12 protein-coding genes are annotated in these 12,097 nt (G+C 60.2%); 5 read left to right on the forward strand and 7 right to left on the reverse strand.

The genetic code is table 11. From position 1 onward, the window contains the following. Positions 1 to 112: 112 nt before the first annotated feature. Positions 113 to 790 (forward strand): TRAP transporter small permease, encoded by a 678-nt coding sequence (locus TRL7639_RS08130; RefSeq protein WP_085795221.1) that lies wholly within the window; start codon positions 113 to 115, stop codon positions 788 to 790. Then, a complete protein-coding gene (locus tag TRL7639_RS08135; RefSeq protein ID WP_085795222.1) occupies positions 790 to 2,166 on the forward strand; it encodes a TRAP transporter large permease in 1,377 nt (458 codons plus the stop codon). Before TRL7639_RS08130 ends, TRL7639_RS08135 begins: the two co-directional genes overlap by 1 nt. A 142-nt stretch (positions 2,167 to 2,308) precedes the next feature. Here the strand turns inward: TRL7639_RS08135 and tpiA are convergent, their stop codons facing one another. Further along, on the reverse strand, positions 2,309 to 3,058 hold the full coding sequence (gene tpiA / locus TRL7639_RS08140) for a triose-phosphate isomerase (protein WP_085795223.1): 750 nt from the start codon (positions 3,056 to 3,058) through the stop codon (positions 2,309 to 2,311). Between the two features lie 141 nt (positions 3,059 to 3,199). Between tpiA and TRL7639_RS08145 the strand changes: the two genes are divergently transcribed. After that, positions 3,200 to 4,117 carry an isopenicillin N synthase family dioxygenase gene (locus TRL7639_RS08145; protein WP_085795224.1) on the forward strand — a complete coding sequence of 306 codons (918 nt, stop codon included), beginning with the start codon at positions 3,200 to 3,202 and terminating at the stop codon, positions 4,115 to 4,117. A 163-nt stretch (positions 4,118 to 4,280) separates the two neighbouring features. Here the strand turns inward: TRL7639_RS08145 and TRL7639_RS08150 are convergent, their stop codons facing one another. The 6 genes from TRL7639_RS08150 to TRL7639_RS08175 all read right to left on the reverse strand — a co-directional run bounded on the left by TRL7639_RS08150 (position 4,281) and on the right by TRL7639_RS08175 (position 9,768). After that, the gene (locus TRL7639_RS08150; RefSeq protein WP_085795225.1) at positions 4,281 to 4,652 is read right to left on the reverse strand and encodes a HesB/IscA family protein; all 372 of its coding nucleotides are present in this window, start codon (positions 4,650 to 4,652) and stop codon (positions 4,281 to 4,283) included. Between the two features lie 136 nt (positions 4,653 to 4,788). Continuing rightward, positions 4,789 to 6,018 (reverse strand): glycerophosphodiester phosphodiesterase family protein, encoded by a 1,230-nt coding sequence (locus tag TRL7639_RS08155; RefSeq protein WP_085795226.1) that lies wholly within the window; start codon positions 6,016 to 6,018, stop codon positions 4,789 to 4,791. 143 nt (positions 6,019 to 6,161) lie between these two features. Further along, positions 6,162 to 6,524, reverse strand: coding sequence for an SUF system Fe-S cluster assembly protein (locus tag TRL7639_RS08160; RefSeq protein WP_085795227.1), 363 nt, complete (start codon positions 6,522 to 6,524; stop codon positions 6,162 to 6,164). A gap of 180 nt (positions 6,525 to 6,704) precedes the next feature. Beyond that, the gene (locus TRL7639_RS08165; RefSeq protein WP_085795228.1) at positions 6,705 to 8,348 is read right to left on the reverse strand and encodes an ATP-dependent nuclease; all 1,644 of its coding nucleotides are present in this window, start codon (positions 8,346 to 8,348) and stop codon (positions 6,705 to 6,707) included. A 251-nt stretch (positions 8,349 to 8,599) separates the two neighbouring features. Further along, positions 8,600 to 8,878 (reverse strand): hypothetical protein, encoded by a 279-nt coding sequence (locus TRL7639_RS08170; protein ID WP_085796315.1) that lies wholly within the window; start codon positions 8,876 to 8,878, stop codon positions 8,600 to 8,602. Beyond that, positions 8,878 to 9,768, reverse strand: coding sequence for an SPFH domain-containing protein (locus TRL7639_RS08175; RefSeq protein ID WP_085795229.1), 891 nt, complete (start codon positions 9,766 to 9,768; stop codon positions 8,878 to 8,880). Before TRL7639_RS08175 ends, TRL7639_RS08170 begins: the two co-directional genes overlap by 1 nt. Positions 9,769 to 9,913: 145 nt before the next feature. On the opposite strand from TRL7639_RS08175, the gene TRL7639_RS08180 reads away from it, so the two are divergent. Both TRL7639_RS08180 and tgt read left to right on the forward strand, forming a co-directional pair. After that, positions 9,914 to 10,825 carry a nucleoside hydrolase gene (locus TRL7639_RS08180; protein ID WP_085795230.1) on the forward strand — a complete coding sequence of 304 codons (912 nt, stop codon included), beginning with the start codon at positions 9,914 to 9,916 and terminating at the stop codon, positions 10,823 to 10,825. A gap of 87 nt (positions 10,826 to 10,912) precedes the next feature. Beyond that, positions 10,913 to 12,043: a tRNA guanosine(34) transglycosylase Tgt gene (gene tgt, locus TRL7639_RS08185; protein ID WP_085796316.1), complete on the forward strand. Its 1,131-nt coding sequence runs from the start codon at positions 10,913 to 10,915 to the stop codon at positions 12,041 to 12,043. Positions 12,044 to 12,097: the final 54 nt, after the last annotated feature.

A 12,097-nucleotide genomic window follows, 5' to 3' on the forward strand; every position in this document is an offset into this window, starting at 1 on the left:
CCACTAGATAGCGCCGCGTCCGAAGCTGGGGAGTGTTGGATGCGCGCGCGGGCGGGCCGGTTGATCGGCCTGCCTCAAACCCAAAAATCCAAAACAAAACGAGGACAGTGAGATGTCTGGTCAGACCACCGGTTCACCCGGGTTTGTCGACCGGCTTGAGGAGACCGTGATTGCGGCGCTTCTGGGGCTGATGACGATAATCACCTTCGCAAACGTCGTCGCGCGCTTTGCATTCAACTCGAACATCCTGTGGGCGCTGGAGGCCACCGTGTTTCTGTTTGCCTGGCTGGTTCTGCTGGGCGCATCTTACGCGGTCAAGAAACACGCGCACCTGGGTGTCGATGCCATCGTGAACATGCTGGCGCCAGCCGCGCGGCGCGCATTGGCGCTGATCGCGGTCGCGGCCTGCCTGATCTTCTCGCTGCTTATGCTGAAAGGGGCCTATGACTATTGGGCCGTCTTTGCGGACCTGCCGCCCACTTCGGGCCGCTGGTTCCCGACCGGGTTCGACATGAAGGCGCGCAGCCAGTCGTTCTATGAGGTGCAAGATGTGCCGATGATCGGTGCGCTGCGGTTTCTTGAGGATCTGATCAACTACGGCGACGCCTATGAAAAGATGCCCAAAGTGGTGCCTTATCTGGTGCTGCCACTGTCGATGCTGCTGCTGGTCTATCGCTTTGCGCAAGCCGCCATGCAGATCTTGCGCGGCGAAACCGACCGCCTGGTCGCCAGCCACGAAGTAGAGGACGAGCTGGAAGCCGTCCGTGCTCAGCAAGGGGAGCATGATTGATGGACGTCGTTCTTCTATTTTCGATGGTGATCGGCCTGCTGCTGATCGGCGTGCCGATTGCGGTGTCTCTGGGCCTGAGTTCCACCTTGTTCCTGCTGGTCTACTCCGACAGTTCGCTGGCGTCGGTCGCGGGCACTTTGTTCGAAGCGTTTGAGGGTCACTTTACGCTGCTGGCGATCCCGTTCTTCATTCTGGCCTCGTCTTTCATGACGACGGGCGGCGTGGCGCGGCGGATCATCCGGTTCTCGATCGCCTGCGTGGGCCATCTGCCCGGCGGTCTGGCGATTGCGGGCGTCTTTGCTTGTATGCTTTTTGCGGCCCTGTCCGGCTCGTCGCCTGCAACCGTTGTGGCCATCGGCTCGATCGTGATCGCGGGTATGCGGCAAGTTGGCTATTCCAAGGAATTCGCGGCAGGCGTCATCTGTAACGCCGGTACGCTTGGCATCCTGATCCCACCGTCCATCGTGATGGTGGTCTATGCGGCTGCGGTCGAAGTCTCGGTCGGTCGCATGTTCCTGGCTGGCATCATTCCAGGTCTGATGGCGGGCATCATGTTGATGGTGACCATTTATGTCATGGCCAAGGTCAAGAACCTGCCCAAAGGTGAATGGCAGGGCTGGGGTGAGATTTTCCAATCTGCGCGTGACGCGGGCTGGGGTCTGTTCCTGATCGTGATCATCCTGGGCGGCATCTATGGCGGTATCTTTACCCCAACCGAGGCCGCCGCGGTGGCGGCTGTCTATGCCTTTTTCATCGCGTGCTTTGTCTACAAGGACATGGGCCCGCTATCGAATGGTGAAGATGCGCCCAAGACCGCGCTGATGCGCAAGCCAATTGCTCTGGTCACGGCCTTCTTTCACGCCGATACCAAGCACACGCTGTTTGAGGCGGGCAAACTGACCGTCACGCTGCTGTTCGTGATCGCCAACGCGCTGATCCTCAAGCACGTGCTGACCGATGAGCAGATCCCGCAGCATATCGCCAATGCGATGCTGTCGGCGGGCTTTGGTCCGGTGATGTTCCTGGTCGTGGTGAACGTGATCCTGCTGATCGGTGGTCAGTTCATGGAGCCCTCGGGTCTTTTGGTTATCGTCGCCCCGCTGGTCTTCCCGATTGCCATCGAACTGGGCATCGACCCGATCCATCTGGGCATCATCATGGTGGTGAACATGGAAATCGGGATGATCACCCCGCCGGTGGGTCTGAACCTGTTTGTGACCTCAGGCGTGGCAGGCATGCCGATGATGAGCGTTGTGCGGGCGGCCCTGCCGTTCCTGGCGGTGCTCTTCGTCTTCCTGATCATGATCACTTACATCCCATGGCTCAGCACGGTCATCCCGAACGCGGTGATGGGGCCGGAGATCATAACGAAGTAGCGAGTGTTTAGCGTAACAAGAAAGCCGGGCTTGGAAACAGGCCCGGCTTTGTTTTTTCGGCCGTGGGAGGGGGCGCTGCCCCCGTCGCTTGCGCGACTCCCCCGCCGTATTTTCAAACAAGAAGAAGCAGGGGGCTTGGGGCTTAGGCCTGTTCCAGCGCCGTGATGATGGGCGAGAAATCCGCCGCCGTGAGGCTCGCGCCGCCGACGAGCGCGCCATCGACATTGGGCACCGCAAAGATGTCTGCCGCGTTCCCGGGTTTGACCGAACCGCCGTAAAGCAGGCGAACCGAGCGGCCAACGCCCTCACCAAAACGGCGTTCTAGCCGCGCACGGATAAAGTCGTGCACTTCGCCGATCTGCTCCAGCGTGGGCACCTTGCCGGTGCCAATGGCCCAGATCGGTTCATATGCGATCACCACGTTTTCGCCGGTCGCCAGATCGGGGATCGAGCCGGACATCTGACCCGCGATGATGTCGAGCGTGTTGGCGGCCTCGCGCTGTGCCAGGCTCTCGCCGAGGCAGATCACAGCTGTCAGGCCAGCGTCGATGGCGGCCTTGGCCTTGGCGCGCGCATCTTCGTTGCGCTCATCATGATCCTCGCGGCGTTCCGAATGGCCGACGATCACGGCTGTGGCGCCCGTATCCGCCAGCATCTGCGCGCTGATGTCCCCGGTGTGGGCACCGCTTGCATTGGCGTGGCAATCCTGACCGCCGATCCGAATGCTGGTGTCTTTGGCGACTTCGGCGGCACGGTGCAGCAAGGTGGCAGGGGGGCAGATCAGAATGTCGACACCAGCGTTTGCATGGGCCGTGGCCAGGCTCTCCAACTCGGCGAGGTTCGCGCCGATGCCGTTCATTTTCCAATTGCCTGCCGCCAGTTTGCGCCGCATGTGATGCCCTCGCCCTAATGCTCTGTGGTGTTATCCCACCCCCGATAGCACCGCCGGGGCGGGGTGACAATTGCGGTTGCCCCCGTCATGCGCAGCCGGTAGAGGCCCGGGCAAGCACTCACAAGCGGCGGGAGGCGCGGAATGCTGGAAAACCTGGATCTTCAGCTGCTCAAGGCGCGAAACCCGGCAGAGCTGCAACGATTGGCGCAGGAGGTCCGCAACGTGGGGTTCCTCAAGATCACCAATACCGGCCTAAGCGCGGCGCGTGTGATGGAAGTGATCGAAACCTACCGACGCTTTTTCCAACAGCCTGAGGCGGTCAAACATACGGTCGACATGGCGCGGACAGGATCGAACCGGGGCTGGGGCGGGGGACAATCCGAACAGGTCGATCCAAATGCCAATCCCGACTACAAGCAGGTGTTCGATTGCGGGTTCGAGTTGGCGCCGGATCACCCGGTACACGCCCGCAACCTGAGCGTTTATGCTCCGAACCTGTGGCCCGATACGCCAAAGGGGTTTCGCGAGGACATTCAGCTCTATTTCCAAGAGGCCTCAGGCGTCGCGATGGAGGTGCTGCGGGCAATCGCGCATGTGGTGGGGCAGGACGCGTCGGCGTTTGACGCGGCATTCGATCCGCCGATGGCGCTGCTCAGGGGCAATTATTATCCGCAACGGCCCGCTTGGGCCGGGGCGCGGGATTTCGGGATCGCGGCTCATACCGACTATGGCTGCCTGACCCTGCTGGCCACCGACGGTGTGCCGGGGCTTGAGGTGAAGAGGGCGGACGGCACCTGGGATGCAGTGACCACGCAGCCGGGTGAGTTTGTGATCAACTTTGGCGAGATGCTGGAGTTCTGGACGGCAGGGCAGGTCAAGGCAACAGAGCATCGTGTGGTGGGAAGCGCCAACGAACGCCTGTCGGTGCCGCTGTTTTTCAACCCGTCCTATGACACCAACGTCGCCCCGCCAGGGTCCGGCGAGGTGATCACTGCGGGCGAGCACCTGACTCGGCGCTATGACGAGACCTATGTGCATCTGCAAAATCAGAAAGCGTGACATTGCCCACCTGCGCGGCCTATCGGCCTCGCGTCCTGCGGACGGCGGGGGGCCAGGCTCATGCGGGCAAGGCCCGCATGAGCCTGGCCCAACGGGAGGAGATGTCCCACAAGGGGTATTGACGACGGGCGGGAGCGCCCCGGTTTAGGAAAAGAGCAGCGCGTCAGGCGTCCTGTTGCAGTTCGCTGGCATCCTTGAACTTGATCGATTCACCGCAGCCACAGGCATCCACCACATTGGGGTTGCTGAACTTGAACCCGGCCTCGAGCAGCGAGACCTCATAGTCGATCTGGGTGCCAAACAGGAACATCTGCGCCATGGGGGCAATCATCACGCGCGCGCCGTCCTGCTCGACCACTTCGTCCAGCGGATCGGTCTGGGTCACGTATTCCATGGTGTATTCCATGCCCGCGCAACCGCCCTTCTTGACGCCGATGCGCAGGCCCGAGTGGCCATCCTTGGCCATGAGCTTTGCGATCTGGGCCGCCGCCTTGGGTGTCATCGTGACAGCCTGCTTGCCGGGAATGCCGAACATGTTGATCTCCGTTTGCGCGTTGCCCTTAATCTAGGACGCCCTCGTCCAAGGCTCAAGGGGCTGCGGTTCAACAAAAAAGGAACCGTTCCCGAGGGGCAGGAACGGTTCCGGTGATGGGCCCGATGGGGTGGGGGGATCAGAGGCCCATGCAATTGGCATAATAGGTTACCGTGGCGGGCCAGTCCGAGAACACGCCCTCGACGCCCACATCCTGTGCCAGCACATCCAGAACCTGCAGATACATGCTGTCATCGGTGGTCAAATCCTTGACCGATTGGAAATACCAGCCGCCACCATGTGCCAGCGGGCCCGAACGCTCCAGCGTCCAGGTAATGATCTTCAAGTCAGCTTTTTTGGCGGCTTTAGCCCAGGCCGAGGGCACCATTTTGCCGTCCTCGACGCTCAGCAGCATCCAAAGCGGCGGCGCAATGTAGTTGACACCCTTGGCTTTCAAATCGGCAAAGTCGTGGGGGAAGGTCGCAGGATCGGTATGGACGAACCCGTTGATCCGATAGGAGGCATCCAGGAATACGGCCTGCTTGCCGAATTCTGGTTCATTTTCAATCCAGTACAGAACGTCGTCAAGGTTGAAAGATTGCGCCCAGACGTCCTTTGCCGGAACTCCGGCGGCCTTGTACTCGTCGATCAGCTTTTGTGCGTAATCCGCCTGGCTGAAGCCGTCATGAGGCATCTCGACAGCGGGCGATTTCAGCTCGGGCGTGAACTTGGCGCCCAGATCGCGGAACAGCGCGATGGATTCGGCATGGGTCATGCTGGCTGCGCCGTCGGTATAGAGCGTGCTCCGCCACGGGGCGACGCCGCCTTGGAAAGCTTCGGCCGTGGTGGCGCTTTTGTCGGCGCTGTCCATCTTGGGCGTGAGCATGCGAAACTGCTCCAATGTCAGCTCGGATGTGCGGCACTCGGCCGTCGCAGGCGTGTCGCCATCTGCGGGCGTGAAGGGGACGACACATGTGTCCGCCAAGTCGCTCACCAGGATGTTGGTGGTGGTGTGCAGATCGTTCTGGGCATGGCGGCAGACCAACTCATGATCCTTGGTAAAGGTCACGTCGCATTCCAGGATGCCGGCCCCCATGCGGGCGGCGGCAACGTTGGATTCTACTGTATGTTCAGGGTATTGCATCGGTGCGCCGCGGTGACCGATGGAGAAAAGACTGCGCTTGGGCGTCTGTCCTTCGCAGGATCTGAGCTTGGTCTTGAGCGCCCCCTCGGGCAGCTTGTCGATCAGATAGGCAGGGCGGTCACCATAGCTGATTGCGGGTGCGCTCACCTGCTGTTCGTTGTCGCCCACGGCAAGGGCGAGGGTGGGACACAGGATCAGTGCGGCGCGGGCCAGGGTATGGCGCATGGGGTCTCTCCGGCGGTCGTTTCTGTCCTCATTCTTGCCGAGCAAGTATGACAGGCGTCCGTCGGAATGGTAACGGGCTGACGAACATTTTGTGACAGCCCATTGATTTTTATGGATATTGTCCAGGTTCTCTCTGGGGCGGATTACATGAAGCCCAGCTCGAGCCGGGCCTCGTCCGACATCATCTCCATGCCCCAGGGCGGCTCCCACGTCAGTTCGACATCGACCTGTTTTACACCGGGCAGCGGGTCAACGGCGTCAGCCACCCAGCCGGGCATTTCACCGGCGACAGGGCAACCGGGCGCGGTCAGGGTCATGATCACCCGGACCTCGTTTTCTTCATTGATGTCAATGGTGTAGATCAGGCCAAGTTCATAGATATTGACCGGGATTTCCGGGTCATACACGCTCCGGCAGGCATCCACCACGGCGTCATAAAGCGGGTGATTGACAGAGGACGGCGCAATCAGCGGTGCGCCTTCCATGGGTTCGGTCGAATGGGTCATCAGGGCCTCGATCTGCTTCCTGAGTGATTATATAGGGAAAGCACCTTGGGCCGTCCAGAGGTCGCGTGTTCATGCCGCAGGTGCGAAGGAAACCCGTACAGCGTGCCTGTGACATCCGTGCACTATGCGTGCACCAAGCGTGCACCGACAAAATGCGCTGCAGTGCGGCATAAAGGGGGGCTATTCAACCCCACCCATCCCCTGACGCGCGGGATTGGTCAGCCACGCATTGCAATCCGCGATGAAGTCCCAGACGTCGCCTTTGGCGGGGTGGATGTAGTCGGGTGCCTTGGGATCGCTTCCCATCTTTGAGAATATCTTGCCAAGCCAGGGTCGACCTTTTTCTCGGACTTCAAGTTCGGGCAGCCAATGCTCCAACTCACCGATCGGAACGACGAACAGGCCAAAGTTGGCCAGTTCTCGAAGCCACGATCGCGCAGCTTTGAGCTCTCCGTTGCTCAGCAGGTCTATTGCGCCTTCGTTTTTGTAGCTCTTTCCTGTTGGATCCGAGCTGTTTTCTTTCATGTTATGGAGGATAGTTTTCCGCTCGCATGATAGTTCGGAATGCATCGAAGAAGGAATGCCGACAGCTCTCAACTGATTGGTCCAAGCACCGCTTCTGTCCGCGACCACGTCCACATCGACAATGCCAGCAGTCGGGACGCCCATTTTTCGAAGCATTGCGACGATACGGGGTACAGTGGATTTTTCATGCGCATTCAGGAATACCGCGTTTTCGATGCCCCGGCCATCACCTTCGGCCAAGAGACGGTTGTTGATTTCCTGATAGAAGTTACGGTCGGTGTCGGCTTCGGCTACGATGACGGATTGGGCGAAAAGGCCGGACAGTACATTGGAAGACCGCAGCAGAGGATCGGTCATGAACTGTTTCAGGTCTTCGCTGTCCAACATGCAGGCCGTAGCAACTCCGTCTTGATATTGCAGCCGGACAACTCTAACTGACGCACCGGAATCCACCGCACCCATCAGGAAATCGGCGCTGTGAGTGGCAACGAAGACGTGCCGGTCCTTGGCTTGCTCGGCGACTTGTTTCCCCAGCGTTCGCGCAAGTGGCGGGTGAAGAAACGCCTCGGGCTCATCGATCAGGATGAGCTTGTAGTCGGTGGCGTAGAGGGTTCCCAAGATACCCGTGTATGCCTTGAAGCCGCTACTGGCTCGGGAAGACAGGTTGGATTGGGCCAGGTATTCCTGCATCTCGGGGGTGAACGACTTTTCAACCTTCACATCGGGTTTGTCGGGTGAAAAGGCGAGGTTCAGTGTTCCGTATTCTGTGATCCAATCCACGATTGGAAAGTGATTGAGGCCCGAGAATACGGCCGCTTGGAATTCCGCTCGGCGGTCGTCGTCCGCCAGAAGACGCGCGAGCGGCGTTGTTGGGGATTGCAAGTCTGCGTCTGTTTCGTCGGTCAACATGTCCAAACGGTTGGTGCCGTTCATCCAGATGCTCAGATCGAGTCGAAATTCGCGGGCTTCATGATCCCCCCAGTAGCGTTCGAATTGGTGGGCCCACATAGCGCGCGTCGCATTAGTGCCACTGTGCACGATGCTGTCCTTATCATTGCTTCCACGAAATTTCGGGTGTTCTTCAAACATAGATGGCTGAAATGGCGTTAGTTGGACGTCGTTTAACGACGACCGCTTGGTGCTTCCTCTGGTTGGCCACCAGTTGTACAAATCGTCCAGCAGGGCGCTTTTGCCGGAGTTGTTGGGGCCAACGAAAATTGTCAGGCCGGGGCGCTGGTTCCATTTCACGGGGTCGGAAACGTGCGTGGGGCCGCAGGTGAGTTCAATGCTTTCGATCATGGTCTGGTCCTGAAAAATGACTTGCCGAAAGTGTTACCGGTGAAGGCATCCATGCGCAACTTGCGGTTTAGTGGCGCTATTGGGAAGGGTTTGTGTGCTCTCTAGGCGTTGGGTCGACGCATAGCAGCGTTTCGGCATGGGTGAGCGGCAGGAGCGGGCGGGGGAGACCCTCCGGAATTGATTGGACGGGGAAGGGGCAAAGCAATGGGGCCGCCCAAATGGACGGCCCGCGTGCCAGCTTGTCAAAAGTGTCAGCTGTTGATGTCATCCTCGAAGTGTTTCACCTGACCGGTGCGCAGCGCAAAAGAGCGGCGCAGGATGAGCCAGGCGGCCAGCGACAGCGCGGCGAAGATCAGGGCCAGCATAGGGATGGTCCAGCCGATGCCGGGCAGGATCAGAAGCAGCAGGCCGGTGAGCGCTGCACCAATGGCGAAGCCCAGGAAGATGAAGCCGGGGGCCAGAACTTCGATGATCGCCAGCGCCAGCGCGGCGGCCAGCCAGACCCACCAGACGGACCAGAGGTCAGCCATCATTTGCCCCCTTTCAGCATCTTGAAGGCGTCGCCAAATGCCTCGATCGCGTTGGCGGGCAGGACGATGGTTTGCTTGCCGGAGCCATTGCCAAGCGCGTTGAGCGATTCCACCTGTTTCAGGGCGACCTGATACTGCGCCGCTTCGATGCCGTTTTCGGCGATGGCCTTGGCCACGACCTCGGTGGCATAGGCTTCGGCCTCGGCCTGGATGCGGCGAGCCTTGGCGGTTTGTTCGGCGGCGTACAGCTCGGCGTCGGCCTGCAGCTCGACCGAGCGTTTCTGGCCTTCGGCCTCGGTCACCTGGGCACGACGGGCGCGTTCGGCGTTAAGCTGTTGTAGCATGGCGTCGCGGGTGGCCTGATCCAGGTTCACGTCCAGGATCTCGGCGCGGGTGACTTCGATGCCCCAATCATCAACAGCGGTTTCGACCGAGTGCTGGATCTGCCCGATCAGCTGGGCGCGGTTGGATTGCACCTCATCCAGATCCATCTTGCCGATCTCGGCGCGCACGATGCCCGCCACAGTGGTGGCGATGGCACCATCGACGTCGCGGATGCGGTAGACGGTCTTTTCCGGCTCAAGGATGCGGTAGAACACCGAAGTGTCGATCTGCACCAGGACGTTGTCCTTGGTGATGGCGTCCTGGGTGGCGTTGGGCAGCTGGCGTTCTAGGATCGAGATCTTGTGGCGGGCCACGTCCAGAAACGGGACGATGAAGTTGATGCCGGGGCCAAGCACCGAGTGCAGGCGGCCAAAGCGTTCAACCACGTATTTCTCGGACTGGGGCACGATCTTGATGCCTTTGAGGATGATGACCACGATAAAGATGGCGCCCAGCACCAGAACGATGTTCTGGGTGATCAGGCCAAGGATTTGGTCTTCGGTCATATGCTGCTCCCTATTGTTTTGTGTGCAATGGTATACATTTGGGGATTGAGTCGCCCATTTTCAAGACAGCTAGGGGGTGAGTGGCCCATATGGCAAGGGGAATTGGTCTGTGGTCTTAGCCCCTGAAACGGCGTAAAGGCGCGGTATGAAACTGATCATCGACACCGATCCGGGCATCGACGATGCCATGGCGATTGCTTATGCCCATGCTGCTCCGGACATTGACCTGTTGGGGCTGACCACTGTGTTCGGCAACACCCATGTGGCGCAATCAAGTCGCAATGCCCGCTATCTGCTGAACCTGTTGTGGGCTGAACTGCCCGTGGCGACAGGGGCGGCTTTGCCGTATGGGGCCGGGACTTATCAACCATCGGCTTATGTGCATGGGGATGAGGGGTTCGGGCATTTCACGGATGTGCCGCAGATCGGTGTGGATCATCACTTGTCCGCGGCCGAATATCTGGTCGAGATGGCGCGGGCCCATCGCGGGGCGCTATCGGTCTGTGCCATCGGACCGCTGACGAACATCGCGGATGCGATCCGGTTGGATCCTGCATTTCTGGGCAATCTGGCGCAGTTGGTGATCATGGGCGGGGCAGTGTTCTGTCCGGGTAACATCACTGCCCATGCCGAGGCGAATATCTATCATGACGCACAAGCGGCGGCTGAGGTGCTGGGGGCAGAGGGGAACGTGGTTCTGGTGGGGCTCGACGTGACCCTGCAGACGCTCTACCGCGCGCAGGACTTTGAAGAGTTGGCGCGGGCGTCCAAGACCACTGGCGGGTTCTTGCAGGAAATCTCGCGCTTCTATCTGGAGTTCTACCAGAGCGTTGCGGGTGAGGATGGCTGTGGATTGCACGATTCCACAGCCGTGATCGCCTGCACCCATCCGCATCTGTTCGAGATGGTCGAGACGGGCGTGCAGGTTGATGTAGCGGGTGAGGCCGTGGGGGCGACGCGGGCGGTAGAGAGCGGCCCCAAGATCCGCGTTTGCCGCGACATTGACGGGGATGCTGTGGTCGATCTGTTTACGCGGCAGGTGGCCAGCCTGCCGTGAATGTCTGTGCTGACAGCTTGCATTGGCTGAGGCTATGGGGCAAACCCTGCGGGCTTTGCGCAGCCCTGAAAACTCCAAGGACATATGATGACCGAGCGTTTCTCATTCGATTTGAAAGCCACTGACGGCAAGGCCCGCACCGGTGTGATCAACACGCCGCGTGGAGAGATACGCACGCCTGCTTTCATGCCCGTGGGGACGGCGGCGACGGTCAAGGCGATGATGCCGGAAAGCGTGCGCGCCACGGGGGCGGACATTCTGCTGGGCAATACCTATCACTTGATGCTGCGGCCCACGGCCGAGCGCATCGACCGCCTGGGAGGTTTGCACAAGTTCATGAATTGGGACCGGCCCATTCTGACGGACAGTGGCGGGTTTCAGGTGATGTCGCTGGCGGGGCTGCGCAAGCTTACGGAAAAGGGTGTGACCTTCAAGAGCCATGTAGACGGATCCAAGCATGAGCTGACGCCGGAACGCTCGATGGAGATACAGCGGCTGTTGGGCAGTGACATCGTGATGTGTTTTGACGAATGCCCCGCACTGCCTGCGGACCGGGACCGGATCGCCGAGAGCATGCGGCTGTCGATGCGCTGGGCGGCGCGGTCGAAAGAGGCCTTTGGTGACCGGCCGGGGTATGCTCTGTTTGGTATCCAGCAGGGTGGGTTGGAGACGGATTTCCGCGAAGAAAGCTCTGAGGCTCTGAAAGAGATTGGGTTTGATGGCTATGCGGTCGGTGGGCTAGCTGTTGGCGAGGGGCAGGAGGCCATGTTTGGGTGTCTGGACCATGCCCCGGACCATCTGCCCCAGGACAAGCCACGCTATCTGATGGGGGTGGGCAAGCCCGATGACATCGTCGGCGCGGTGGCGCGGGGCATCGACATGATGGACTGTGTGTTACCGTCCCGCTCGGGGCGGACGGGGCAGGTGTTTACACGGCACGGCGTGGTCAACATCAAGAACGCGCGCCATGCGGATGACCCGCGTCCTTTGGATGAGCAGTGCACATGCCCGGCCTGTGCGAACTACTCGCGCGCCTATCTGCATCATGTGTATCGGTCGAACGAGATGATCTCGGGGATGCTGTTGACCTGGCACAACCTGCATTATTTTCAGGAGATCATGGCGGGCATGCGCGATGCGATTGCGGCTGGAACGTTTGAGGCCTGGCAGGCGGAATTCCATGCGCAGCGGGCGCAGGGGGATATCGAGCCTTTGTGACTTGTGGACGACGGGGTGCCGCTTGTGCTGTGCACGTCGCCCCGCCCGCCGTCC

This window comes from Falsiruegeria litorea R37 (genome assembly GCF_900172225.1).
In the GTDB taxonomy this organism is placed as follows: Bacteria; Pseudomonadota; Alphaproteobacteria; order Rhodobacterales; family Rhodobacteraceae; genus Falsiruegeria; species Falsiruegeria litorea.